This is a genomic window from Pseudomonas sp. 1L-E-NC-VB-C3, assembly GCF_057291535.1.
In genome coordinates this window covers 749,568-774,451 of the sequence record NZ_JBXAWD010000001.1, presented here as the reverse complement: position 1 = coordinate 774,451, position 24,884 = coordinate 749,568, and the positions used below count along the sequence as shown (strand labels likewise).

Here is a 24,884-nt window from a genome sequence, read left to right as displayed (position 1 = left end):
TGAATCTCAAGGAGTTTTCCGTTTCGACTGCGCCGGAAGTGGGGCGAATTATAGACCTCTGGAATCTGCCGTCAACCGTTAATTTCGCTTTTCTTTCAATAACTTGCGTATTGGTTAAAAAACATCCAATCAGATGAGAAAAGAGCTTCTTATATATAGAAGAAGACTTAAAGGACGCCTTCCTCCTTCAACGTAGCCACCTCGCCTGCCCCCAGACCCAGCACCCGCTGCAGAACCTCTAATGTGTGCTCACCTAATAAAGGAGGCGCATGACGATATTCAACGGGCGTCTCCGACAACCGGATCGGGCTGGCCACCTGAGGCACCATCCCCGCCAATGCATGCGGCAGCTCTATCGCCAGACCGCGCGCCTTCACCTGGGAATCTTTAAACACCTGCGACAGATCATTGATCGGCCCACAAGGCACACCCGCCTGCTCCAGTTGAGCAACCCACTCGGCCGTGGTCTTGAAGACCGTAGCTTGGCGGATCAACGGGATCAGCACCGCGCGGTTCGCTACCCGCAGCTTGTTGGTCGCGAACCGCGGATCATCCGCCCACTGCGGTTGGCCAGCCACCTCTGCGAACTTGCGGAACTGCCCGTCATTACCCACGGTAAGAATGAAGTCACCATCCGCCGTAGGAAAGTCCTGATAAGGCACGATGTTGGGATGCGCATTTCCCAGACGCTTTGGCGCATTGCCCGTGGTCAGGTAGTTCATCGCCTGGTTAGCCAGACACGCGACCTGCACATCCAGCAACGCCATATCGATGTGCTGGCCACCACCGTCGTGATCGCGATGAGCCAACGCCGCGAGGATCGCCACCGTTGAATACAGCCCAGTAAGAATATCCGTGAGCGCGACACCGACTTTCACCGGACCGGCGCCCTCATCTCCGTCAGGCCGGCCGGTCAGGCTCATCAAGCCGCCAAGCCCCTGGATCATGAAGTCATACCCTGCGCGCTTCGCGTACGGGCCGGTCTGGCCGAAGCCGGTGATTGAGCAGTAGATCAGATTCGGGTTGAGAACCCTCAGCGACTCATAGTCCAGACCATAGGCCGCCAGACCGCCCACCTTGAAATTCTCGATCAGAATGTCCGACTTCGCCGCCAGGTCGCGCACCAGCTTCTGCCCTTCAGGCCGGGTGAAGTCGATGGTCACCGATTGCTTGTTGCGGTTTGCCGAGAGGTAATAAGCCGCTTCCGATGTGTTCTCGCCGTAAGCGTCTTTAAGAAAGGGCGGGCCCCAGGCGCGGGTGTCATCACCATTGCCCGGGCGCTCGACCTTGATCACCTCGGCGCCCAGGTCGGCGAGGATCTGTCCGGCCCAAGGCCCGGCCAGCACTCGTGATAAATCCAGTACCCGTAGATGCGACAGCGCGCCCATGGTCCGCCCTCCTATTAATAGAACGCCTGCAGACCGGTTTGCGCACGCCCGAGGATCAGCGCGTGAACGTCGTGGGTACCTTCATAGGTATTCACCACTTCCAGGTTGACCAGGTGACGGGCCACGCCGAACTCATCGGAGATACCATTGCCACCGAGCATGTCGCGCGCCATCCGCGCAATATCCAGCGACTTGCCGCAGGAGTTGCGCTTCATGATCGAAGTGATTTCAACGGCGGCGGTACCTTCGTCCTTCATCCGGCCCAATCGCAAGCAGCCTTGCAGCGCCAGAGTGATCTCGGTCTGCATGTCGGCGAGTTTCTTCTGCACCAGTTGAGTCGCGGCCAACGGTCGACCGAATTGCTGACGATCCAGAGTGTATTGACGCGCGGTGTGCCAGCAGAACTCGGCCGCGCCCAGCGCCCCCCAGGAAATGCCGTAGCGCGCGGAGTTGAGGCAGGTGAACGGACCTTTCAGACCTCGGACGTCTGGGAAGATGTTTTCTTCCGGCACGAACACATTGTCCATGACGATCTCGCCGGTGATGGAAGCGCGCAGGCCGACCTTACCGTGAATCGCCGGAGCGCTCAGACCTTTCCAGCCTTTCTCCAGAACGAAACCACGGATGTCGCCAGCATCGTCCTTGGCCCAGACCACGAATACGTCAGCGATCGGGCTGTTGGTGATCCACATCTTCGCGCCAGTCAGGCTGTAGCCGCCATCGACCTTGCGCGCCCGGCTTATCATCGCGCCCGGATCGGAACCGTGGTTCGGCTCGGTCAGACCGAAGCAACCGATCCATTCGCCGGAAGCCAGTTTCGGCAGGTACTTCTGCTTCTGTGCTTCGGTACCGAATTCGTTGATCGGCACCATCACCAATGAGGATTGCACGCTCATCATCGAGCGATAGCCGGAGTCGACGCGCTCGACCTCACGGGCAATCAGGCCGTAGCTGACATAGTTCAGACCACTGCCACCGTATTGTTCGGGAATGGTCGCACCGAGCAGGCCGACTTCACCCATCTCGCGGAAGATTGCCGGGTCGGTCTTTTCATGACGGAAAGCTTCGAGCACACGCGGGGCGAGACTCTGTTGAGCGAACTGCGCGGCGGTGTCGCGGATCATCCGCTCTTCTTCGGTGAGCTGTTGATCCAGCAGCAGGGGATCGATCCAGTTGAAGCTAGCTTTACCGCCCATGAGTGTGCCCTCGCAATCGGGTGAATTAACGTGGCATTGATCCTAGGCGCGGTTCGCCGTCGGAGCAAACGAGGATTTCGCATTCTGTTGTGCTAATTTCTCACTCCGTACCGTCGCGAATAGCCTTTTATGCGGCGCATTAGTGAGGTTGACGTACATGCGCAGGAAGATCCCCAGCACCGCCGCCCTGATCAGTTTCGAAGCTGCCGCCCGCCATGAGAGCTTTACCCGTGCTGCTGAAGAACTGTCGCTCACCCAAGGCGCCATTTGCCGACAGATCGCCAGCCTGGAAGATTTCCTCAGCGTGGAACTGTTCCGACGCTCGCGACGTGGAGTGAAACTGACCGAGGCGGGTCTTTCATATAGCCGTCGGGTGGCGACTCAGCTCGATGCAGTGGAGCGCGACACCCTCTCGGTGATGGGCCAGCAGGGCACCAACGTCATCGAGCTCGCAGTCGTCCCGACCTTCGGCACGCAATGGCTGCTGCCACGCCTCAAGGATTTTCAGCTCAAGCACCCGGAAGTGACCGTCAACCTGACCAACCGCACTCGGCCATTCCTGTTTGCCGACACCGAATTCGATGCCGCGATCTACTTCGGTGATGCCGACTGGTCGGGTACCGAATCCCACAGATTGATGGGCGAGAATCCGATGCCGGTGTGCAGCCCCGCCCTACTCGGCGATCGCAAGCAGCTGACAGCTGCAGCCATCGCTGAACTACCGCTGCTGCAGCAAACCACCCGACCTTACGCCTGGCGCCAATGGTTCAACTCGCAGCAATTGAATATCCCTCGCGACATGACAGGTCCACGCTACGAGCTATTCTCGATGCTTGCCCAGGCAGCCATGCACGACATGGGCGTTGCGCTGATTCCGCCGTTTCTGATTCAGCGCGAGCTGACAGAGAAACGTCTGGTGGTTGCCAACTCTCAAGCGCTCTCCAGCATCAAGGCCTATTACCTGATGATTCCGGAGCGAAAAGTCGAATCCGCTTCGTTGAAAGCATTTCGTGACTGGCTGGTAAATCAGGCGCAGAGCTACAGCCTAGAAGAATAAAGGCCTTGCGCAATACCTAACCCCGTAGTCAGAAAAACCAAAGCCCTACAGATATAACTATTTGTCGCTTTTAAGCAGACTGTATCCGGAAGTCGTACAGACGTCCCACAAGCTGCCAAACACGTGGCTTTGAGCCTCTAATGGCGACTCATTGCTGCCTATTCACGCCACCGATGCGAATTTTTTCAAATTCAGCCAGAATCCTTGCAGGGCACGGCCTGCAAGGGGTTCAACTGGCCATCTGCGACATTCGGTCACGGCATGACTTGTAGTTAATTTTCCGTCACCCGTCATAATCCCTTGAAGGGCATAAAGTTCGCCTGCAAAATGCCGCGCCCCGCCCTGATTCGGCGGGATCGTGCTGATCGGCCGCCCCAGTCGCACCATCCGTAGTGCATGGGTTTACTCAATAAGATCACGCAGGAGATTTGACGTGCACATTGGTGTTCCTCTCGAAACCCAGACCGGTGAAACACGGGTTGCTGCAACCCCGGAAACCATCAAGAAGCTGATCAGCCAAGGCCATAAGGTCACTGTGCAAAGCGGCGCTGGCGTCAAAGCCAGTGTCGTCGACAGTGCCTATGAAGCGGCCGGCGCAAGCATTGGCAGCGCCAATGACGCGTTTGGCGCCGAGCTGATTCTCAAAGTGGTCGCGCCAAGCGATGCCGAACTGCCGCTGATCAAGCGCGGCACGGTGCTCGTGGGCATGCTCAACCCGTTCAACAACGAGACCATCGCGAAGATGGCCGAATGCGGCATTACCGCGTTCGCCCTCGAAGCGGCGCCGCGCACCTCGCGGGCGCAGAGTCTTGATGTGTTGTCGTCGCAGGCGAATATCGCCGGCTACAAAGCGGTGTTGCTCGCGGCTCACCATTACCCACGCTTCATGCCGATGCTGATGACTGCTGCGGGTACCGTGAAAGCGGCGCGGGTGCTGATTCTTGGCGCAGGCGTGGCCGGTTTGCAGGCGATTGCCACGGCGAAACGCCTGGGTGCGGTGATCGAAGCGTCCGACGTGCGCCCAGCGGTGAAGGAACAGATCGAATCCCTCGGCGCGAAGTTCGTCGACGTGCCTTACGAGACCGATGAAGAGCGCGAATGCGCCGTCGGTGTCGGCGGTTACGCGCGGCCGATGCCGGCGAGTTGGATGCAGCGTCAGGCCCAGGCCGTGCACGAGCGCGCCAAGCAGGCCGATATCGTCATCACCACTGCGCTGATTCCGGGCCGCAAGGCGCCGACGCTGCTCAGCGCCGAGACCGTGGCGCAGATGAAGCCGGGCTCGGTGGTCATCGACCTCGCGGCCGCTCAGGGTGGCAACTGTCCGCTGACCGTCGCCGATCAGGTCGTTGTGGAAAACGGTGTGACGATCGTCGGTCCGACCAACCTCGCCGGTGAAGTCGCTGCCGATGCTTCGGCGCTGTACGCACGCAACCTGCTGGACTTCCTCAAGCTGGTGTTCACCAAGGAAGGCCAGTTCGACGTCAACCTCGAAGACGACATCGTCGCCGCGTGCCTGATGTGCCGCGACGGCCAAGTCATCCGCAAAAACGCCTAAGCAGGGATTCAGACGATGGAAGAGCTTATCTCCCCCGGTATCTACAACCTGATCATCTTCGTGCTGGCGATTTATGTCGGTTACCACGTGGTCTGGAACGTTACACCTGCGCTGCACACGCCGTTGATGGCAGTCACCAACGCGATCTCGGCGATCGTGATCGTCGGCGCCATGCTCGCCGCTGCGCTGACAGTCACCCCGTTGGGCAAGACCATGGGCACGCTGGCTGTGGCACTGGCGGCGGTCAATGTGTTCGGTGGCTTCCTGGTCACCCGCCGCATGCTTGAGATGTTCAAGAAGAAAGCCCCGAAAGCAAAAGAAGAGGCGCCGAAGTAATGAGCATGAATCTCGTGACGACGCTCTACCTGATCGCGTCGATCTGCTTTATCCAGGCCCTCAAAGGCCTGTCGCACCCGACCACCTCGCGGCGCGGCAACCTGTTCGGCATGCTCGGCATGGCACTGGCTATCATCACCACCGTCGGCCTCATCTATAAGTTGGGCGCTGAACTGGCCACGGCTGGCATCGGTTATGTGATCGTCGGCCTGCTGGTCGGCGGCACCGCCGGTTCGATCATGGCCAAACGCGTTGAAATGACCAAGATGCCGGAACTGGTAGCGTTCATGCACAGCATGATCGGCCTCGCGGCGGTGTTCATTGCCATTGCGGCAGTGGTTGAGCCGCAGTCGTTGGGTATCGTTAAACAGCTGGGCGATGCGATCCCGGCGGGCAACCGTCTGGAGCTGTTCCTCGGTGCGGCAATCGGTGCGATCACTTTCTCCGGTTCGGTGATTGCCTTTGGCAAGCTCTCGGGCAAGTACAAGTTCCGCCTGTTCCAGGGCGCACCGGTACAGTTCAGTGGCCAGCACAAGCTCAATGCGATTCTGGGTCTGGCAACGCTGGTTCTCGGTCTGACTTTCATGTTCACCGGCAACCTTACGGCGTTCGCACTGATGCTGGCCCTGGCGTTCGTGATGGGCGTGCTGATCATCATCCCGATCGGCGGCGCCGACATGCCGGTGGTGGTGTCGATGCTCAACAGCTATTCCGGCTGGGCGGCGGCGGGCATCGGTTTCTCGCTGAACAACTCGATGCTGATCATTGCCGGCTCGCTGGTGGGTTCGAGCGGTGCGATTCTCTCGTACATCATGTGCAAGGCGATGAACCGCTCCTTCTTTAATGTACTGCTCGGCGGTTTCGGCAATACGGCAGATGCAGGTCCTGCCGGTGCGCAGGAAGCCCGCCCGGTGAAATCCGGCTCGGCGGATGACGCGACTTTCCTGCTGACCAACGCCGACACCGTGATCATCGTCCCGGGTTATGGCTTAGCAGTAGCGCGTGCACAACATGCGCTGAAGGAGCTGACCGAGAAGCTGACCCATCGCGGCGTGACTGTGAAGTACGCGATCCACCCGGTGGCCGGTCGGATGCCTGGGCATATGAACGTCCTGCTCGCCGAGGCCGAAGTGCCTTACGACCAGGTGTTCGAGATGGAAGACATCAACTCCGAGTTCGGTCAGGCCGACGTGGTGCTGGTGCTCGGCGCGAACGACGTGGTCAACCCGGCCGCGAAGAACGATCCGAAGTCACCGATTGCCGGCATGCCGATTCTCGAAGCGTTCAAGGCCAAGACCATCATCGTCAACAAGCGCTCGATGGCCAGCGGCTATGCCGGTCTGGACAACGAATTGTTCTATCTGGACAAGACCATGATGGTTTTCGGCGACGCGAAGAAAGTCATCGAAGACATGGTCAAAGCGGTCGAGTAATCACCCGTTGCAATAACGAACGCCCCGACTTGTCGGGGCGTTTTTGTTTGCGCCAGACGCTGGACAATTTGCCGCGTTGTTGCAGATCCGGTAACGGTGTTTTACTGCAAACCCGCGAAATAGAGGCCTCGTTTGCGACCTTGGTAGCGGGACAGGCGCCGGCCAAATTCACTAGACTGCGCATCCTGCTACTCGTTGCCCGAGATAATAATCCATGTACCGTGACCGTATTCGCCTGCCTTCGTTGTTGGACAAAGTGATGAGCGCTGCCGACGCTGCCGCTCTGATTGAGGACGGCATGACCGTCGGCATGAGCGGTTTCACCCGCGCCGGCGAAGCCAAGGCCGTTCCCCACGCACTGGCCGAGCGCGCCAAGGTCACGCCGCTGAAGATCAGCCTGATGACTGGCGCCAGCCTGGGCAACGACCTCGACAAGCAACTGACCGAGGCCGGCGTGCTGTCGCGGCGCATGCCGTTTCAGGTCGACAGCACGTTGCGCAAGGCAATCAACGCCGGTGAAGTGATGTTCATTGATCAGCATCTCTCGGAAACCGTAGAGCAACTGCGCAACCAACAGTTGAAACTGCCGGACATTGCCGTCATTGAGGCAGTCGCCATCACCGAACAAGGCCATATCGTGCCGACCACTTCGGTGGGCAACTCGGCCAGCTTCGCGATCTTCGCCAAACAAGTGATCGTCGAGATCAACCTGGCCCACAACGCCAACCTCGAAGGCCTGCACGACATCTATATCCCGACGTACCGCCCGACGCGGACGCCAATCCCGCTGGTGAAAGTCGACGATCGCATCGGCAGCACGGCGATCCCGATTCCACCGGAGAAGATCGTTGCGATTGTCATCACTCAGCAGTCGGACTCGCCGTCCACAGTGTCGGTACCGGACGTTGATACCAATGCCATTGCCGAACACCTGATCACCTTCTTCAAGCAGGAAGTCGCGGCCGGGCGCATGACCAACAAGCTTGGCCCACTGCAGGCCGGCATCGGCAACATCGCCAACGCAGTGATGTGCGGCTTGATCGACTCGCCGTTCGAAGACCTGACCATGTACTCGGAAGTGCTGCAGGACTCGACCTTCGACCTGATCGATGCCGGCAAGCTGAGCTTCGCCTCGGGCAGTTCGATCACCCTGTCCGAGCGCCGCAACAGCGACGTGTTCGGCAACCTGGAGAAGTACAAGGACAAACTGATTCTGCGGCCGCAGGAGATCTCCAATCACCCGGAAGTGGTGCGGCGTCTGGGCATCATTGGCATCAACACCGCGCTGGAGTTCGACATCTATGGCAACGTCAACTCCACCCATGTCTGCGGTACGCGGATGATGAACGGCATCGGCGGTTCCGGCGACTTCGCACGCAATGCGCATCTGGCGGTATTCGTGACCAAATCGATTGCCAAGGGTGGCGCGATTTCCAGCGTGGTGCCGATGGTCAGCCACGTCGACCATACCGAGCATGACGTCGACATTCTGGTGACCGAAGTCGGCCTCGCCGACCTGCGTGGCCTGGCGCCACGGGAGCGCACACGAGTGATCATCGACAACTGCGTGCATCCGGACTTCCGCCAGGCACTGAATGATTACTTCAGCGCTGCCTGTGCAATCGGCGGTCACACCCCGCATATTCTGCGCGAAGCCCTGAGCTGGCATATGAACCTGGAAGAAACTGGGCGCATGCTGGCAGTGTGATCCACACAGATTACCATCGAGGCAAACACAGTTTTGCCTCGAGGGATGCCCGCGAGAAACAGGATCGCAAAAAACTGTACTGCTGTACCGGTCTTTTCCTAGCGCAAACTCCGACTCAACCCCCTGATACGAGCCGAAATGCACCAATCAAGTGCAGACAGGTACAGTTTGCCCAATTTCGACCCGTACACCATCCATAAACAGTTAACTGCTCACTCACAATACAAATGAACTGTATCTACAGAGACTATCCAAACGAGAGGATCATGGGCACCAGTCAAACCACTACCTGATCCCGCCACAAGCGGAAGGATGTCAACCATGGAACGTACACTCAGTTCCGAACTGTTCTTCGAAGACAAAGCTGTAAACACCCAGGCTTCCCTGCCTCTGCGCGTTATCGCCAACCTGATGTTGTGGCAGCGCCGCATCTCCAGCCGCCACCAACTGGCCCGTCTGGATTCGCGTCTGCTGGCCGACGCCGGTATCAGCGAAGCACAACGCTACGAAGAGCTGAGCAAGCCGTTCTGGCGCTAAGCAGCGTCGCTGGCTCTGGTCGTCAGACCCACCGCCAGCAACCCGAATTGCATAAGCAAAACCCGTCGTGGGCAACCACGACGGGTTTTGTCGTTTCAGGGCCTTGAATGCTCTAAAACGCATAACTGAACGAGAACAGGTACAATTTACGAAAACCTCAGATAATACCAGTACAGTTATCCAGAACCTTTGGAGTATCACTGGCCACCACTGGGCGAACCGGATTTGGCAGCCTAATATCCATGCAGAACGTGGCGAACGTTGCGCAACAGGCGTCTGACTCCTCAGATACCGAGCCACCTCTCACTACGGTTTATCCAAAGGAGTTAAATCATGACCCGTCTTCGCCTGCTCAGTGCCGCCGCCCTGCTGGCCGTGGCTGCCAACGCCAGTGCTACCAGTTTCATCGTCACCACCGACTCGATCGTCGGCGCGCTGAAAGCCACTTCCGACGCCACTTCCGATGTGACCTCCTCGTTCCGTGACGACAAGATCGTCCTCGCCGCCCGCGACGATGCCGCCAGCTTCGTGGCCAGCGAAGGCGATATCCGTGGGGTGAAGCTGGAAAGCGCGCTCGATCACATCCGCCATCAGGCGCCACAACTCAATGCCACCGATGCCCAATTGGCTCAGGCCATTCTGACGCTCTGATCGCTTGCGGTATTGCGGGACACGCCAGCCGTGTCCCGATGTTTCAACGCTGGCTCTGGCCCGGGCATTTGCGCTAGCCTTCAGGCTCGCTAACAGTTGTCGAGTCCCATGCGCTTTCTTCCAACTTTGCTCATCTCTTCTACTCTATTCACCGCCTGCTGGGCGATGTCTGCCAACGCCTTCGATGCTTTCAATGCATCGACCCAAGGCACGGTTGTCAGCGGTTACGCCACCAGCATGGTGTCTTCTGCGCCGTTCGACCGTAAACTGCTGCTCGCCGCCCATGATGACGCGGCCGCCTTCGTCGCCAGTGACGGTGAATGGCGAGGCGCACGGCTGGAGTCCGCGCTGCATTACCTGCGCAAAACCCGGCCGAAACTTCATGCCAGCGACCTTGAACTGGCAGAAGCAATTCTCGTCCAATAGTTATCCTTGTCCTTCCGGAGTCGTTCCATGCGTAGCCCGCTGATTGCTGCCGCCCTTGGCCTGTTTGTGTTGGCCGATGTGGCCCAGGCGCACACCCTGGTAGCCACCAGTAACATCATCGTTCGTGCCTCCCAGCGCAGCATCGATTTCACCTCCGATACCACCACGTCGATTCGCGATTCGAAAATCATCCGCGAAGCCCACGACGACGCCGCCAGTTTCGTCGCCAGCAACGGCGACATCCGTGGCGCGCACCTCGAGGCCGCTCTCAACACATTGCGTACACGGGTGCCGGAAGCGCGCGACGCCAGTGATCAGGTACTCGCCGAAGCCATCCTCGCACTGTGAGGTCCGTTGGCGCCTGGCTGCTGGCCGGGGCGTTGTTGCTGCTTGGCAACAGCGCCCACGCCGGCCTGCAATTGCGGCTCAAGACCGAGGGTCTGAGCCCGGCTCAACAACAGGCCAGTCAGGCGCTGATCGATGAGGCCATGGCGAAACTGCCGCCGAGCTTCATCGAGCGGCTGGATCGGCGCATCGACGTCGGCTGGACCGACGACATGCCTGCCAACGCTTACGGGCAGGCAACGCTGGTTGCCGAGCTTGATCTGAATCGCAAGCTTCTCGCCGCTCTCACCGATGGCAGCGCGGCGAAAGAGAAAACCAATCGCCCCCACGGCACTGTGCGCCAGGAACTGCTGGCCACAGTGCTGCACGAAATCACGCATATCTACGACCGCGCGCGTTTATGGCCAAGCGCTGAGCGCACGTTGATCCAGCGCTGCACCCGACGCTTCAACAGCGCCGGGCTGATCGGTATTCCCGATGAGTGTCGCGGGCAGAACGGTCGCCGCTTCACCATCAGCGACGATCCGCGCCTGCTTGACCTGGCCGGGTGGCAACAGTACGTCGGCCGCCGTGGCGAGCGTGAACAACACAACCGCCAGATCGCGCGCAGCCCGGATCTCTACGAGATTTCCAGCCCCAAGGAGTTCGTTGCGGTCAACATGGAGTACTTCCTCCTCGACCCGAGCTACGCCTGCCGCCGCCCGGCGTTGTATCGCTACTACAAGGAACATTTCGGCTGGGCGCCGCCAGCGCAGGACACCTGCAGCAAGAGCTTTGCCTTTCTCAATGCGGGCAATGACTTCGCCAAGCAGCCTCTGGGGCAAGTCGATCCGGAGCGCGTCTACGCTGTCGATTACCTGCTGGCCGAGGCCAATCAGAACTGGGTCAGTCGCTGGGGCCACAGCATGTTGCGCCTGGTGATCTGCGCCCCCGGTCGCCCGCGCGGCCCGGATTGCCGCCTCGATCTCGATCAGCACCTGGTGCTGTCCTATCGAGCCTTCGTTGGCGATGTGCAGCTGTCGAGCTGGGACGGACTGGTCGGCAAATACCCGTCGCGGCTGTTCGTGTTGCCGCTGGCACAGGTGATCGACGAATACACCAAGACCGAGCTGCGCAGCCTCGCTTCAGTGCCGCTGAACCTGTCTCGCGAGGAGATCGAGGGCGTGGTCGAACATGCCGCCGAGATGCACTGGAGTTACGACGGCAATTACTTCTTCCTCTCCAACAACTGCGCGGTGGAAGGCTTGAAACTGTTGCGCAGCGGTAGCAATAACAGCCAACTGGTCGGCCTCGACAGCATCATGCCCAACGGCTTGCTGGAAGTGCTCAAGGGCCGTGGTCTGGCCGACACCAGTGTGCTCGACGATCCGAAAGAAGCGCTGCGTCTGGGTTACCGCTTCGACTCGTTCCGCGATCGCTATCAAGCGATGTTCGATGTATTGAAGAAGCAGCTGCCGATCAAGCAGACCACTGTCGAAGACTGGCTGTCACTCAGCGCTGAGCAACGCCGCGAATGGTTCGACCGCGCCGACCTGCGCACCAGCGCGGCGCTGTTGCTGCTGGAGCAAGCCAGTTTCCGCCGGCAGTTGTTGCTGGCCCAGGACGAGGTCAAGCAACGCTACCTCGGCGCCCGCGAGCTGGAGAACGGCGGCATGGACAAGGCCAACGCGACCTTGCAGGAAATCCTCGCCAACAGTGGTTTCCTCAGCCGCCCGGCGGAACTGCTCGACTCCAAAGGTTACGGACTACCGCAGCCGAGCGAGTTTGGCCGACTGGAAGCGGAAAGCAGCCAACGGCAGAAGAAGCTGCTCGCCCTGTCCGGCGACCTCGATACTGAAGTGCGCAAGCTGCTCGAACCCAAGCGCGCCGCCGAGATTGCCGCCAGCGAGGCCAACGTGAAACAGATTGGCGAGCATCTGCGCAAACTGCACAAGGCTTCGGGCGGACTGCAATTGCCCTGAGCACAAAAAAAGGCTTCAGAACGCCTGTTCTGAAGCCTTTTTGATTTCCCCTGCGGCTTTAGACGCGAGCCTTGCGCACGCCTTGGGACAGCGCCGAACACAGACTCAACACGCCATCGATGGCCTGCTCAGGCGTATCGGCACTGGCGATGTGATCGATCAACGCCGAGCCCACCACCACACCGTCAGCCAGACGCGCGATGGCCGCAGCCTGCTCCGGTGTACGGATACCGAAGCCAATGCTGATCGGCAGGTCGGTATGCCGACGCAGACGCGCAACCGCCTCTTCCACGTGTTCCAGAGTCGCTGCACCGGCGCCGGTGACACCCGCGACCGACACGTAGTAGACAAAACCGGAACTACCGTTGAGCACACGCGGCAGGCGCGCGTCGTCGGTGGTCGGCGTGGTCAGGCGGATGAAGTCCAGGCCAGCAGCCTGCGCCGGGTCGCACAGCTCTTCGTTGTGCTCTGGTGGCATGTCGACCACGATCAGGCCATCGACGCCGGCATCCTTGGCTTCTGTGATGAAACGCTCGACGCCGAATTTGTGGATCGGGTTGAAGTAACCCATCAACACCAGCGGCGTGTCGCTGTTGCCTTCACGGAATTCGCGAACCATTTGCAGGGTTTTCGCCAGATTCTGTTTGGCGCCCAGTGCGCGGATATTGGCCAACTGGATCGCCGGGCCATCGGCCATCGGATCGGTGAACGGCATGCCCAGTTCGATCACGTCGGCACCTGCGGCAGGCAGGCCTTTGAGGATTGCCAGCGAAGTGTCGTAGTCAGGATCGCCAGCGGTGACAAAGGTCACCAGCGCGGCGCGGTTCTGTTGCTTGAGGTCGGCAAAGCGGGTTTGCAGGCGGCTCATCAGTGTTTCTCCTGCTGCGACTGTTGCATATGGTGCATTACGGTTTGCATGTCCTTGTCGCCACGGCCCGAGAGGTTGACCACCATCAGGTGATCCTTCGGCAGCTTCGGTGCGCGTTTGAACACTTCGGCCAGAGCGTGAGCGCTTTCCAGGGCAGGAATGATCCCTTCCAGACGGCAGCATTTGTGGAACGCTTCAAGCGCTTCGTCGTCGGTTACCGAGGTGTACTGGACGCGGCCGATGTCGTGCAACCAGGCGTGTTCAGGACCGATGCCCGGATAGTCGAGGCCGGCGGAGATCGAGTGGGCGTCGATGATCTGCCCATCGTCGTCCTGCAGCAGGAAAGTGCGGTTACCGTGCAGCACGCCCGGCACACCGCCGTTCAGGCTGGCCGCGTGCTTGCCGGTTTCGATGCCGTAACCGGCGGCTTCGACGCCGATGATCTCCACGCTCTTGTCATCGAGGAACGGGTGGAACAGGCCCATGGCGTTCGAACCGCCACCGATGCATGCCACCAGACTGTCCGGCAGACGACCTTCTTGAGCCTGCAGCTGATCGCGGGTTTCCTTGCCGATGACGGCCTGGAAGTCGCGGACCATTGCTGGATAAGGGTGTGGGCCGGCCACGGTGCCGATCAGGTAGAAGGTGTTGTCGACGTTGGTCACCCAGTCACGCAGGGCTTCGTTCATCGCGTCTTTCAGGGTGCCGGTGCCGGCCACAACCGGAATGACTTCAGCGCCCAGCAGCTTCATGCGGAAGACGTTGGCCTGCTGACGTTCGATGTCGGTGGTGCCCATGTAGATCACGCAATCGAGACCGAAACGCGCAGCAACGGTGGCAGTGGCCACGCCGTGCATGCCGGCGCCGGTCTCGGCGATGATGCGCTTCTTGCCCATGCGCCGCGCCAGCAGGATCTGGCCGATGCAGTTGTTGATCTTGTGCGCGCCGGTGTGATTCAGCTCTTCACGCTTGAGGTAGATCTTGGCGCCGCCGCAGAACTCGGTCAGGCGTTCGGCGAAATACAGCGGGCTCGGACGTCCGACGTAATCACGCTGGAAGTAGGCCAATTCTTCTTTGAATGCCGGATCTTCCTTGGCCGCTTCGTATTCGCGGGCCAGGTCGAGGATCAACGGCATCAGGGTTTCCGCTACATAACGGCCACCGAACGCACCGAACAGGCCGTTGGCGTCAGGGCCGTTACGCAGATCAGAAGTGTTCGAAGTCTGGGTCATGGGTCGCTCCAGGTGAATTCGGTCAGAAGACAATGACGACCACTCTACCCCTGACTTTCCAGGCTGAAAACCGATAAGATCGCCGCAACCTGTCAGGAAAACTCACAGATACCATGAGCCACGACCTTCCCCCGCTCAATGCCTTGCGCGCCTTCGAGGCCACCGCCCGTCTGAACAGCGTCAGTCAGGCTGCCGAGCAGCTGCATGTAACTCACGGCGCGGTCAGCCGCCAGCTGAAAGCGCTTGAAGAACATCTCGGCGTGAGCCTGTTCGTCAAGGACGGGCGCGGCTTGAAACTCACAGATGCCGGCGTGCGTCTGCGCGATGCCAGCGCAGAGGCGTTCGATCGCTTGCGAACTGTTTGTGCGGAATTGACCCAAAGCACTGCCGATGCGCCGTTCGTGCTTGGTTGTTCCGGGAGCCTGCTGGCGCGCTGGTTCATTCCGCGCCTGGGGCGGTTGAATGCCGATTTGCCTGATCTGCGACTGCACCTGTCGGCCGGTGAAGGCGATCTCGACCCTCGGCGCCCGGGACTCGATGCGCTATTGCTGTTCGCCGAGCCACCGTGGCCGGCCGATATGCAGGTCTACGAACTGGCGGCGGAACGCATCGGCCCGGTGATGAGCCCGTTATTCAGCGGTTATCAGAACCTGCACGACGCTCCTGGCGCAGAATTGCTCAAGCAGCCCTTGCTGCACACCACCTCTCGCCCGCAAGCCTGGCCCAGCTGGGCACAGCAAAACCACCTCGATTCCAAGGCGTTGAAGCTCGGGCAAGGTTTTGAGCATTTGTATTATTTGCTGGAGGCGGCTGTTGCAGGTCTCGGCGTGGCAATCGCACCGGAGCCGTTAGTAACTGAAGACCTGAAGGCGGGTCGCCTGGTTGCGCCGTGGGGCTTCTGCGAAACCCCGGCGCAACTGGCGTTGTGGCTACCCAAACGCGCCGCGGACGGGCGCGCCCGGCAACTGGCGCAGTGGCTCAAAAACGAGCTGCGCCAGCCTGATCACTCACCGCGCTTGAACAAAAAGTAGGCAGCGAGCAGACCGATTGCACCGACAGCCACACCAGCTGTGGTCCAAGGATGTTCCTGCGCGTAATCACGAGTGGCAATGCCGGTCTCGCGGGTTTTCACTTTGACTTCTTCGTACGCGTCGCTGAGCAGATGACGGGAATGTTTCAATGCACTTTCGGCATTGCTTTTCAGCGCCTTGAGGGTCTTGCGCGACTCGTCCGAAGCATCGTCTTTCAAGCTTTCCAACGATTTGAGCAGACTCTCGATCTCGGCTTCCATGCTTTGCAACGAGGCTTTACGTAAAGAGGTGTTGGCCATGGTGGCTCTCCTGCATTGGTGATGAGTGGCGTGTGTTGGTTGGGACTTCACCACTTCGAGAAAGTGCAGAAATTCTGAACTTCGGCAGCGCAGCGGCGCCGAAATCAACAGTGCAATTGCCTGCTAGGCTCAATTTCACACGCCATTCCAACCCAAGGAGAACGCCATGAGTGACCATCACACGTACAAGAAAGTCGAGCTGGTCGGTTCGTCCACCACCAGCATCGAAGACGCCATCAACAACGCACTGGCCGAAGCCAACAAAACCCTGCGCAATCTGGAATGGTTTGAAGTGACCGAAACCCGTGGCCACATCGAAAACGGCCAGGTGGCGCACTTTCAGGTAACGCTGAAAGTCGGCTTCAAGATTGCCGCCAGCTGAGTTTGAGCTAGTCTTCTGAACTTGCGCGCTGGCCGAGAGCCATAGGGAATGGCAAAGCGCTACAAGGTGAGCGCATCGGGTGGATGACCCGATGCCCGCCTCATTCAATCCGACCAGGGAGTGCGACCGATGAAGAAGTTCATGTTGGCAGTAGGTTTGTTGAGCCTTGCGGGTGGTGCGTTTGCAGCCGGCAAGCCTTGTGAAGAGCTGAAAAGCGAAATCGCCGCGAAGCTCGACGCCAAAGGCGTATCCGGTTATTCGCTGGAAGTTGTCGACAAGGGTGCGGCCGCTGATGGCGACGTCGTCGGCAGTTGCGAAGGCGGCAGCAAGGACATCGTCTACAAGCGAGGTTGATTGCGCCTGAAATACAAAAGCCGACGTGGATGCGTCGGCTTTTTTGTGGACGATGATTTTCCGGGTAGGAGCTGCGGGACGCTGCGATCTTTTGATCTTGATTTCAAATCATAATCAAAAGATCGCAGCCTCGTTGCACTCGACAGCTCCTACAAGGGTTCGCGTTATCCCTTCATGACTTGGGCCAACAATTCGTAGGAATGGATGCGATCGGCGTGTTCGTAAAGATCACTGGTGAAAATCAGCTCGTCCGCCTGGGTCTGCTCGATCAACACCTCAAGCTTGGCGCGGATCTTCTGCGGGCCGCCGACCATGGCGAGACCGAGGAAATCGCCCACCGCTTCACGTTCATGGGGCAGCCACAGGCCGTCCATGGTTTTCACCGGTGGACGCTGCACCAGGCTCTGGCCACGCATCAGCGCAAGAATGCGCTGGTACACAGACGTCGCCAGGTAATCGGCTTGCTCATCGGTATCGGCGGCCACCAGCGGCACGCCGAGCATCACGTACGGCTTGTCGAGCACCGCCGACGGTTTGAAGTGATTGCGGTAGATGCGGATCGCCTCGTGCATGAAGCGCGGCGCGAAGTGCGAGGCGAAGGCGTAAGGCAAGCCGCGCTCACCCGCCAATTGCGCACTGAACAGGCTTGAGCCGAGCAGCCAGACCGGCACGTTGGTGCCGGTGCCGGGCATGGCGATCACCCGTTGTTCCGGAGTGCGCGGGCCGAGGTAGCGCATCAGTTCGGCAACGTCTTCAGGGAAGTCGTCAGCGCTGCCCGAGCGCTCACGGCGCAAGGCGCGGGCGGTCATCTGGTCAGAGCCGGGCGCGCGACCCAGACCCAGGTCGATCCGTCCCGGGTACAGGCTCTCGAGGGTGCCGAACTGCTCGGCGATCACCAGCGGCGCATGGTTGGGCAGCATTACCCCGCCGGAACCGACGCGGATCGTCGACGTGCCTCCGGCCAGATAACCGAGCAACACCGAAGTTGCCGAACTGGCGATGCCGTCCATGTTGTGATGTTCGGCGACCCAGAAGCGCGTGTAGCCGAATTTCTCGGCATGCTGCGCCAGGTCCAGCGAGTTGCGCAGCGATTGCGCCGCGCTGCCGTTTTCGCGTACCGGCACCAGGTCGAGGGTGGAAAATTTTACGTCGGACAGTTTTTTCATGAACCTGCATCTCCGGGTGGGGAGGCAGGTTTTTCTTGCGAGCGAAAACCTGCCAAATCCATAAGCGTGTTTTATGGAATGAGGGCATATACCCGAGATTCAATAGCAGCGACGAAATTTCCTACTAAAAAAGTCAACGATTCAGCCAGGCTGAACTTTGTTCCGCCGTCTATCCTCAGAAGCCTTGCTAGTAAAAACCGCGACGGCGCGGCGTTCCGCGCCACATTTGAGGAGGCAGACATGGCTATCGTGAAAAAGGCATCGGCGCATTGGAAAGGCGATCTGAAAACCGGTCTCGGCTCGATCTCCACCGAAACCGGCGTACTGCGGGAAGCACCGTACGGCTTCAAGGCGCGCTTTGAGGGCGGCAAGGGCACCAACCCGGAAGAACTGATCGGCGCGGCTCACGCCGGCTGCTTCTCCATGGCGTTTTCGATGATTCTCGGCGATGCCGGCCTGAAGGCAGACAGCATCGACACCAACGCTGAAGTCACCCTCGATCAGGTTGACGGCGGCTTCGCAATCACTGCGGTAAAGCTGATTCTCAAGGCGAAGATTCCAGGCGCAACTCAGCAGCAGTTTGAAGAACTGAGCAACAAGGCCAAGGAAGGTTGCCCGGTTTCCAAGGTGCTGAACGCGAAGATCACCCTCGAGGCTTCGCTGGTCAGCTGATTCGGCGTTTGCCGGGCTGACGCCTTCGCGAGCAGGCTCGCTCCCACAGGGGATTTGTGCACGTCGCGGATCCAGTGTGGGAGCGAGCCTGCTCGCGAACGCAGTCTCGAAACCAGCTCAGCGGCCGGCAATTAATACAAGGTGTGAGCAAAGTCAGAACCCGCTCCGCAGAATTGTGGTCGAATAATCGACAGCAGCTTCAGCGCACACCCGTGCGCGCTGCCTCAAGGAGCTTCATCGATGAAACGTATTGGCTTGGCGATCCTTTGCAGTGCACTGGCCACGTCCGCTTTCGCAGCCCCCAAGAAGTGCGAAGAGCTCAGAAAGGAAATCGAGGTTAAAATTCAGGCGAAAGCGGTCCCAACGTACACCCTGGAAATCATCACGGCGGAGGAGGCGAAGCAGCATGACTCGGCCATGATCGTCGGTACTTGCGAGAACGGCACCAAGCGAATCATCTATCAGAAAAACGATAGCTGATTGCCTATCACGGCACGCAATTGATCTGCCGCTCGTTGGCAACGATCTGCCCCTGACGATTGATCAAGCGTGCACTTGGCGTGAAGGCCAGCGATCGGGCCTCAAGGCGGTAACGCTGCCCGGCCTCGAAGTGTTCATAGGGCACGGTCATGTAACACAGCCGCTCTTGCGGATCGGTATCCATGCCCTGACCACCCCCGAATACTTCGAAGTCAAAGCGCACGGTGAGCTCATGACTACCGGGCGTCACCTGAAAAAACCGTCCGTCGCGCGAGCGCTGTTTATCCAGGCGCTCGGCCATCAGCACCTTGCCGCCGGGGGTAGGCATGGCGAAGTCGACCCAGGCTTTGTCTGGATCGGCCGCCGGCAACGGGCTCTGACAACCGGCGAGCACACTGGCGGCCAGCAATGTCGTCAACTTGCGCATGATCGATATCCTTAGACGGGATTTCCAGCATAGCGCCGATCAACTGCTCTGACAGCCCGCCGGTGTGCCCTGACCGACAACCTTGCGCTGTTCGTCATACAGCTTGGCCCAAGGCCTGAAGCCGATGCTGCCAGCCTGCAGCTGATAGCGCTGGCCGGCGTTGAAGTCCTTGAATTTCACGCTCAACTGGCAATCGCGCCACAGCGGTTCGGCAGTCGGGCCGATATTGGTGGCCTCGACCGGGAATTGATAGCGCACCTTCAGCTCATGGCTGCCGGGCTGCACTTCGAAATAGCGTTTGTCGATGGCCTGGGTGGCATCGACTTGAACGGCTTGCAGCGCCGTGTCGTGTTGGCGAGCGTCAAGATCGATCCAGGCTTGCGAGGGGTCGGGGTCGGGCATTCCGAATCCGGCACAACCGGCCAGCGTCAGCAGGCCTCCTGTCAGCATGAACATGCGCATAGCGGTGCTCCTTGAGGCGGGATAGTCTTGGGGCAGACTTTCCGGGGAATTTCTTATTTTGATCAGGCCGTTTTCCAGCCTTGGGTTACTTGATCGCGTTTTTCCGATTTTGTTTCCGGGTGTGTTGTTTTTGTTGCTCAACGGTTGCGCCAGCGTCAGCTATTACAGCCAGCTCGCCAGCGGCCAATTGCAATTGCTGCGCGCCCGGGAGCCGGTGGAGAAGGTCATTGCCGACCCCAGCCGCGATGCCAAATTGCGCGCGCATCTGGCTCAATCACAAAAGGCCCGTACCTTTGCCAGCGAGCATCTGCATTTGCCGGATAACCAGAGCTATCGCCTGTACGCCGATATCCATCGCCCCTACGTGGTGTGGAATGTGTTCGCTACTCAAGAGTTCTCCCTGACACCGCAGAATCACTGCTTCCCGATTGCCGGCTGCGTGGCCTATCGCGGCTACTACAGCCAGAGCGCCGCCCGTGGCGAAGCGGCGATTCAACGTTTGCAGGGTATGGATGTGTCGATCGGCGGGGTCGAAGCGTACTCGACGCTTGGATGGTTCAATGACCCGATCCTCAATTCGATGATGGGCTGGGGCGATGAGCGACTGGCCACGCTGATCTTTCATGAGCTGGCGCACCAGAAGTTCTATGTGAAGGACGACACCGAATTCAACGAGTCATTTGCCACGTTTGTCGAGCAGGAAGGTACGCGGCAATGGCGCGCCTTTCGCGGGCTACCGGCAGAGTCGGATGCCAGGCTCAAGCAGCGTGACCAATTCATCGAACTGGTACTCGCCACGCGCTCACGACTGGAGAAGCTGTATGCGCAGCCGCTGTCGGTTGAGCAGATGCGTGAGCGCAAAGCAGCTGAATTCGAGCGCTTGCGCCGGGAGTATCAGGCAACGCGCGACAGTCAGTGGGCCGGGGACAAGCGCTATGACGCCTGGGTCAATGCGCCGCTGAACAACGCGCGACTGTTGCCGTTCGGGCTGTATGACCAGTGGGTGCCGGCGTTTGCGGCGCTGTTCAACCAAGTGGGTGGGGATTGGCTGAGGTTCTATGCCGAGGTTGAGCGGTTGGGGCGATTGCCGGTTGATGAGCGTAAGGCGGCTTTGAGGGCCTTGGCAGTTCCTGAGTCCACCAGCGGCTGAACGGGCCTCATCGCTGGCAAGCCAGCTCCCACAGGGACAGCGGTGAGCCTGAAGAATCGCTAACCTGTGGGAGCTGGCTTGCCAGCGATAGCCATCTGCTCAGCGCTGCAAAAAAGCCTGATGCAACGCATCCAAAGTTTCAAAGTGATAAGCCGGCGATTCGGCGTTCAATTCCTCGAAGCTGCCAAACCCATAGCCCACCGCCGCTGCATCGAGACCATTGCTGCGCGCGCCGATCAGGTCATGCTTGCGATCACCGATCATCAGGGTCTGTGCCGGGTCCAGGCGTTCTTCCTCAAGCAGATGCGCAATCAACTCAACCTTGTTGGTCCGCGTGCCGTCCAGCTCGCTGCCGTAGATCACCTTGAAGTGGCGGGCGAAGTCGAAGTGTCGGGCGATCTCGCGGGCGAACACCCACGGTTTGGAGGTGGCGATGTACAACTGCCGCCCCTGCCCGCTCAAGGTTTCCAGCAACGGCGTCACCCCGTCGAACACCCGATTCTCATAGAGGCCGGTGACCTTGAAGCGCTCACGGTAGAAATTCACCGCTTCCCAGGCCTTGGCCTCGTCGAAATCGTAAAACTGCATGAACGCTTGCAGCAGCGGCGGGCCGATGAAGTGTTCCAGTTTGCTCAGGTCCGGCTCGTCGATGCCGAGATTGGCCAAGGCAAATTGAATTGAGCGGGTGATGCCCTCACGCGGGTCGGTCAGGGTGCCATCGAGGTCGAACAGTACAGTCTGGTAATGCATGGAAATTCCCGAGCAGGTGTAGGGCGATTCAGAGCTGGTCGTAGCCTTCGGCCAGATGCAGTTCCTTGAGCTTGACGTAATTCGCCGCGCTGTAGGTGAAGAAGGCGTTTTCCTTGTCGGTCAGCGCCCGCACTTGCTTGACCGGGCTGCCGACATACAGGAAGCCGCTCTGCAGGCGCTTGCCCGGCGGCACCAGGCTGCCGGCGCCGATGATCACATCGTCTTCCACCACGGCACCGTCCATGACGATGCTGCCCATGCCGATCAATACGCGGCTGCCAACGGTGCAGCCGTGCAGCATGACCTTGTGGGCGATGGTCACGTCGTCGCCGATCAGCAATGGAAAGCCGTCCGGGTTGAACGGGCCGGCGTGGGTGATGTGCAGCACGCAGCCGTCCTGCACGCTGGTGCGCGCACCGATGCGGATGCGGTGCATGTCGCCACGGATCACCGTCAGCGGCCAGACCGAGCTGTCTGCGCCAATTTCGACGTCGCCGATCACCACCGCCGAACCGTCGACGAATGCGCCGTTGCTCAAGCGGGGTGTGTGATTCTGATATTTGCGAAGGGACACGATTAGTTCTCTCTCTGTCGCCGATAGCTGCGGTGAGTGTCGATTGTAATTAAGATGGGCGCATGTTTCTTCCAGCCAAGGTGCCAACCGTGAGCGTGAACAACCCTCTTTTGCAGTCCTACGACCTGCCGCCGTTCTCCACGATCCGTGCCGAACACGTCCTGCCCGCCATCGAAACCATCCTCGCGGACAACCGCGCCGCCATCGCCGAAATTCTCAAGACTCAGGGCAAGAACCCGACCTGGGCCGGTCTGGTGCTGGCGATGGACGAACTCAACGATCGCCTCGGTGCGGCATGGAGCCCGGTCAGCCATCTTAACGCCGTGTGCAACAGCGCCGAATTGCGTGAAGCCTACGAGTCGTGCCTGCCGGCCCTGAGCGCCTACTCCACCGAAATGGGCCAGAACCGCGAACTGTTCCAGGCGTATGAAGCGCTGGCCAACAGTCCGGAAGCTGCCAGTTTCGACGTCGCGCAAAAAACCATTCTGGAACACGCCCTGCGCGATTTCCGCCTGTCGGGTATCGACCTGCCGGAAGCCGAGCAGAAACGTTACGCCGAAGTGCAGAGCAAGCTGTCCGAGCTCGGCAGCCGCTTCTCCAACCAATTGCTCGACGCCACTCAGGCGTGGACCAAACATATTACCGATGAAGCCGCCCTCGCCGGCCTGACCGATTCGGCCAAGGCGCAAATGGCTGCCGCCGCCCAGGCCAAAGGTCTGGATGGCTGGTTGATCACTCTGGAATTCCCCAGCTATTACGCGGTGATGACCTACGCGCAAGACCGCGCGCTGCGCGAAGAAGTCTACGCCGCCTACTGCACCCGTGCCTCGGATCAAGGCCCGAATGCCGGCCAGAACGACAACGGCCCGGTGATGGAAGAGATCCTCGACCTGCGCCAGGAACTGGCCCGACTGCTGGGCTTCGCCAGTTTCGCCGAGCTGAGCCTGGCGACGAAAATGGCCGAATCCAGCGATCAGGTGCTGAGCTTCCTGCGTGATCTGGCCCAGCGCAGCAAGCCGTTCGCCGCGCAGGATCTGCAACAGCTGCGCGCTTACGCTGCCGAACAGGGCTGCGCCGATCTGCAAAGCTGGGACAGTGGTTTCTACGGTGAAAAACTTCGCGAGCAGCGTTACAGCGTCGCCCAGGAAACCCTGCGTGCCTACTTCCCGATCGATAAGGTCCTGAGCGGTCTGTTCGCCATCGTCCAGCGTTTGTACGGCATCGAGATCGCCGAGCAGAAAGGCTTCGACACCTGGCATCCGGACGTCCGCCTGTTCGAGATCAAGGAAAACGGCCAGCACGTCGGCCGCTTCTTCTTCGACCTGTATGCCCGCGCCAACAAGCGTGGCGGCGCATGGATGGACGGCGCCCGCGACCGTCGTCGCACCGTCGACGGCGTGCTGCAAAGCCCGGTGGCCAATCTGGTGTGCAACTTCACCCCGGCCGACAGCGGCAAGCCTGCGCTGCTGACCCACGATGAAGTGACCACGCTGTTCCACGAGTTCGGCCACGGCCTGCATCACCTGCTGACCCGCGTCGAACACGCTGGCGTATCCGGCATCAATGGCGTGGCCTGGGATGCGGTCGAGCTGCCAAGCCAGTTCATGGAAAACTGGTGCTGGGAGCCGGAAGGCCTCGCGCTGATCTCCTGCCACTACGAGACCGGCGAGCCACTGCCGCAGGACCTGCTGGAAAAAATGCTCGCGGCGAAGAATTTCCAGTCCGGGCTGATGATGGTGCGTCAGCTGGAGTTTTCGCTGTTCGACTTCGAACTGCACGCCACCCACGGCGATGGCCGCAGCGTGGCCCAAGTGCTGGAGGGCGTGCGTGACGAGGTGTCGGTGATGCGTCCACCGGCGTACAACCGCTTCCCTAACAGCTTTGCGCACATTTTCGCCGGCGGTTACGCAGCCGGTTACTACAGCTACAAGTGGGCCGAAGTGTTGTCCGCCGACGCCTTCTCGAAATTCGAGGAGGACGGCGTGCTCAACGCTGAAACCGGTCGTGCGTTCCGCGAAGCGATTCTGGCGCGCGGCGGCTCGCAGGCACCGATGGTGCTGTTCGTCGATTTCCGGGGCCGTGAGCCGTCGATCGACGCGCTGCTGCGCCACAGCGGCCTGAGTGAGGACGCGGCAGCATGAGCGACGGCCCACTGATCACCAAGAAGCGCTTTATCGCCGGGGCAGTCTGCCCGGCGTGCAGCGAGCCGGACAAGTTGATGATGTGGAACGAAGACGGCGTGCCGCACCGCGAATGCGTGGCCTGCGGTTACTCCGACACGCTCAACGAGCAGGGCCTGTCGGTGCCCAAAGAGCTGGGCACGCGGGTCAATACCAGCGCGCTGAAACCTGCCGCCGACAAAAAGGTTCAGGCGGTGCAGTTCTTCCCCAACCCCAAGTTGAAGAAAAAGTCCGACGAGCAACAATGACAACGACCGCTGCCTG

The 24,884-nt window shown here is 59.9% G+C and carries 28 protein-coding genes; 18 read left to right on the top strand and 10 right to left on the bottom strand.

Going from position 1 to position 24,884, the window contains the following annotated elements:
* Window positions 1–167: 167 nt before the first annotated feature.
* Window positions 168–1,388: a CaiB/BaiF CoA transferase family protein gene (locus AC0Z5Z_RS03525; RefSeq protein WP_485610693.1), complete on the bottom strand. Its 1,221-nt coding sequence runs from the start codon at window positions 1,386–1,388 to the stop codon at window positions 168–170.
* 14 nt (window positions 1,389–1,402) lie between these two features.
* Entirely contained in the window at window positions 1,403–2,584 is a 1,182-nt protein-coding gene (locus AC0Z5Z_RS03520; RefSeq protein WP_024015035.1) for an acyl-CoA dehydrogenase, read from the bottom strand.
* A gap of 157 nt (window positions 2,585–2,741) precedes the next feature.
* Here AC0Z5Z_RS03520 and AC0Z5Z_RS03515 point away from each other — a divergent pair, with 157 nt between their 5' ends.
* From AC0Z5Z_RS03515 to AC0Z5Z_RS03470, 10 genes are all read left to right on the top strand, one after another.
* Window positions 2,742–3,641, top strand: a complete 900-nt coding sequence (locus AC0Z5Z_RS03515) for a LysR family transcriptional regulator (protein ID WP_236167913.1) — start codon at window positions 2,742–2,744, stop codon at window positions 3,639–3,641.
* A 433-nt stretch (window positions 3,642–4,074) separates the two neighbouring features.
* Complete coding sequence (locus AC0Z5Z_RS03510; protein ID WP_056791317.1) at window positions 4,075–5,196, top strand: Re/Si-specific NAD(P)(+) transhydrogenase subunit alpha; 1,122 nt, start codon at window positions 4,075–4,077, stop codon at window positions 5,194–5,196.
* 15 nt (window positions 5,197–5,211) lie between these two features.
* Window positions 5,212–5,532 (top strand): NAD(P) transhydrogenase subunit alpha part 2, encoded by a 321-nt coding sequence (locus tag AC0Z5Z_RS03505; RefSeq protein WP_003220416.1) that lies wholly within the window; start codon window positions 5,212–5,214, stop codon window positions 5,530–5,532.
* Window positions 5,532–6,965, top strand: a complete 1,434-nt coding sequence (locus tag AC0Z5Z_RS03500) for an NAD(P)(+) transhydrogenase (Re/Si-specific) subunit beta (RefSeq protein WP_041476447.1) — start codon at window positions 5,532–5,534, stop codon at window positions 6,963–6,965. Before AC0Z5Z_RS03505 ends, AC0Z5Z_RS03500 begins: the two co-directional genes overlap by 1 nt.
* A gap of 214 nt (window positions 6,966–7,179) precedes the next feature.
* Window positions 7,180–8,673, top strand: coding sequence for a succinyl-CoA:acetate CoA-transferase ScpC (gene scpC, locus AC0Z5Z_RS03495; protein ID WP_485610692.1), 1,494 nt, complete (start codon window positions 7,180–7,182; stop codon window positions 8,671–8,673).
* Between the two features lie 321 nt (window positions 8,674–8,994).
* Complete coding sequence (locus AC0Z5Z_RS03490; protein WP_007911656.1) at window positions 8,995–9,210, top strand: DUF1127 domain-containing protein; 216 nt, start codon at window positions 8,995–8,997, stop codon at window positions 9,208–9,210.
* A gap of 333 nt (window positions 9,211–9,543) precedes the next feature.
* Window positions 9,544–9,861 carry a DUF2388 domain-containing protein gene (locus AC0Z5Z_RS03485; protein WP_016772298.1) on the top strand — a complete coding sequence of 106 codons (318 nt, stop codon included), beginning with the start codon at window positions 9,544–9,546 and terminating at the stop codon, window positions 9,859–9,861.
* 108 nt (window positions 9,862–9,969) lie between these two features.
* On the top strand, window positions 9,970–10,287 hold the full coding sequence (locus tag AC0Z5Z_RS03480; RefSeq protein ID WP_095182269.1) for a DUF2388 domain-containing protein: 318 nt from the start codon (window positions 9,970–9,972) through the stop codon (window positions 10,285–10,287).
* A 27-nt stretch (window positions 10,288–10,314) separates the two neighbouring features.
* The gene (locus tag AC0Z5Z_RS03475) at window positions 10,315–10,635 is read left to right on the top strand and encodes a DUF2388 domain-containing protein (protein WP_041476450.1); all 321 of its coding nucleotides are present in this window, start codon (window positions 10,315–10,317) and stop codon (window positions 10,633–10,635) included.
* On the top strand, window positions 10,632–12,593 hold the full coding sequence (locus AC0Z5Z_RS03470) for a DUF7844 domain-containing protein (RefSeq protein ID WP_315435052.1): 1,962 nt from the start codon (window positions 10,632–10,634) through the stop codon (window positions 12,591–12,593). Before AC0Z5Z_RS03475 ends, AC0Z5Z_RS03470 begins: the two co-directional genes overlap by 4 nt.
* A 58-nt stretch (window positions 12,594–12,651) precedes the next feature.
* On the opposite strand, the gene trpA is transcribed toward AC0Z5Z_RS03470, so the two are convergent.
* A complete protein-coding gene (trpA, locus tag AC0Z5Z_RS03465; RefSeq protein ID WP_252868560.1) occupies window positions 12,652–13,461 on the bottom strand; it encodes a tryptophan synthase subunit alpha in 810 nt (269 codons plus the stop codon).
* A complete protein-coding gene (gene trpB / locus AC0Z5Z_RS03460) occupies window positions 13,461–14,693 on the bottom strand; it encodes a tryptophan synthase subunit beta (RefSeq protein ID WP_016772302.1) in 1,233 nt (410 codons plus the stop codon). Before trpB ends, trpA begins: the two co-directional genes overlap by 1 nt.
* A gap of 113 nt (window positions 14,694–14,806) precedes the next feature.
* Between trpB and AC0Z5Z_RS03455 the strand changes: the two genes are divergently transcribed.
* Window positions 14,807–15,724 (top strand): LysR family transcriptional regulator, encoded by a 918-nt coding sequence (locus AC0Z5Z_RS03455; RefSeq protein ID WP_252877202.1) that lies wholly within the window; start codon window positions 14,807–14,809, stop codon window positions 15,722–15,724.
* Here AC0Z5Z_RS03455 and AC0Z5Z_RS03450 read toward each other — a convergent pair.
* Window positions 15,697–16,023, bottom strand: coding sequence for an ElaB/YgaM/YqjD family protein (locus AC0Z5Z_RS03450; RefSeq protein WP_039757078.1), 327 nt, complete (start codon window positions 16,021–16,023; stop codon window positions 15,697–15,699). The two genes, AC0Z5Z_RS03455 and AC0Z5Z_RS03450, sit on opposite strands and share 28 nt — an antisense overlap.
* A gap of 166 nt (window positions 16,024–16,189) precedes the next feature.
* Between AC0Z5Z_RS03450 and AC0Z5Z_RS03445 the strand changes: the two genes are divergently transcribed.
* On the top strand, window positions 16,190–16,405 hold the full coding sequence (locus AC0Z5Z_RS03445; protein ID WP_016772305.1) for a dodecin: 216 nt from the start codon (window positions 16,190–16,192) through the stop codon (window positions 16,403–16,405).
* A 129-nt stretch (window positions 16,406–16,534) separates the two neighbouring features.
* On the top strand, window positions 16,535–16,759 hold the full coding sequence (locus tag AC0Z5Z_RS03440) for a DUF1161 domain-containing protein (RefSeq protein ID WP_071173980.1): 225 nt from the start codon (window positions 16,535–16,537) through the stop codon (window positions 16,757–16,759).
* A 164-nt stretch (window positions 16,760–16,923) separates the two neighbouring features.
* Here AC0Z5Z_RS03440 and AC0Z5Z_RS03435 read toward each other — a convergent pair whose 3' ends face one another.
* On the bottom strand, window positions 16,924–17,925 hold the full coding sequence (locus AC0Z5Z_RS03435) for an LLM class flavin-dependent oxidoreductase (RefSeq protein ID WP_056791299.1): 1,002 nt from the start codon (window positions 17,923–17,925) through the stop codon (window positions 16,924–16,926).
* A 240-nt stretch (window positions 17,926–18,165) separates the two neighbouring features.
* Here AC0Z5Z_RS03435 and AC0Z5Z_RS03430 point away from each other — a divergent pair, with 240 nt between their 5' ends.
* Both AC0Z5Z_RS03430 and AC0Z5Z_RS03425 read left to right on the top strand, forming a co-directional pair.
* A complete protein-coding gene (locus AC0Z5Z_RS03430) occupies window positions 18,166–18,597 on the top strand; it encodes an OsmC family protein (RefSeq protein WP_150637338.1) in 432 nt (143 codons plus the stop codon).
* A gap of 240 nt (window positions 18,598–18,837) precedes the next feature.
* Window positions 18,838–19,077, top strand: coding sequence for a DUF1161 domain-containing protein (locus tag AC0Z5Z_RS03425; RefSeq protein ID WP_252887086.1), 240 nt, complete (start codon window positions 18,838–18,840; stop codon window positions 19,075–19,077).
* 7 nt (window positions 19,078–19,084) lie between these two features.
* Here AC0Z5Z_RS03425 and AC0Z5Z_RS03420 read toward each other — a convergent pair whose 3' ends face one another.
* Both AC0Z5Z_RS03420 and AC0Z5Z_RS03415 read right to left on the bottom strand, forming a co-directional pair.
* Window positions 19,085–19,504 carry a PA0061/PA0062 family lipoprotein gene (locus tag AC0Z5Z_RS03420; RefSeq protein ID WP_095182275.1) on the bottom strand — a complete coding sequence of 140 codons (420 nt, stop codon included), beginning with the start codon at window positions 19,502–19,504 and terminating at the stop codon, window positions 19,085–19,087.
* Between the two features lie 39 nt (window positions 19,505–19,543).
* Window positions 19,544–19,966 carry a PA0061/PA0062 family lipoprotein gene (locus tag AC0Z5Z_RS03415; protein ID WP_056791288.1) on the bottom strand — a complete coding sequence of 141 codons (423 nt, stop codon included), beginning with the start codon at window positions 19,964–19,966 and terminating at the stop codon, window positions 19,544–19,546.
* A 58-nt stretch (window positions 19,967–20,024) separates the two neighbouring features.
* Here AC0Z5Z_RS03415 and AC0Z5Z_RS03410 point away from each other — a divergent pair, with 58 nt between their 5' ends.
* Window positions 20,025–21,116 (top strand): aminopeptidase, encoded by a 1,092-nt coding sequence (locus tag AC0Z5Z_RS03410; RefSeq protein ID WP_485610691.1) that lies wholly within the window; start codon window positions 20,025–20,027, stop codon window positions 21,114–21,116.
* A 99-nt stretch (window positions 21,117–21,215) separates the two neighbouring features.
* Here the strand turns inward: AC0Z5Z_RS03410 and AC0Z5Z_RS03405 are convergent, their stop codons facing one another.
* Together AC0Z5Z_RS03405 and AC0Z5Z_RS03400 are read right to left on the bottom strand one after the other, a co-directional pair.
* On the bottom strand, window positions 21,216–21,866 hold the full coding sequence (locus AC0Z5Z_RS03405; RefSeq protein WP_485610690.1) for an HAD family hydrolase: 651 nt from the start codon (window positions 21,864–21,866) through the stop codon (window positions 21,216–21,218).
* 28 nt (window positions 21,867–21,894) lie between these two features.
* Window positions 21,895–22,440, bottom strand: a complete 546-nt coding sequence (locus AC0Z5Z_RS03400; protein WP_485610689.1) for a gamma carbonic anhydrase family protein — start codon at window positions 22,438–22,440, stop codon at window positions 21,895–21,897.
* An 89-nt stretch (window positions 22,441–22,529) separates the two neighbouring features.
* Here AC0Z5Z_RS03400 and prlC point away from each other — a divergent pair, with 89 nt between their 5' ends.
* Together prlC and AC0Z5Z_RS03390 are read left to right on the top strand one after the other, a co-directional pair.
* A complete protein-coding gene (prlC, locus tag AC0Z5Z_RS03395) occupies window positions 22,530–24,581 on the top strand; it encodes an oligopeptidase A (protein WP_485610688.1) in 2,052 nt (683 codons plus the stop codon).
* Window positions 24,578–24,868, top strand: a complete 291-nt coding sequence (locus AC0Z5Z_RS03390) for a YheV family putative zinc ribbon protein (protein WP_217849913.1) — start codon at window positions 24,578–24,580, stop codon at window positions 24,866–24,868. Before prlC ends, AC0Z5Z_RS03390 begins: the two co-directional genes overlap by 4 nt.
* The last annotated feature ends 16 nt before the right edge of the window (window positions 24,869–24,884 follow it).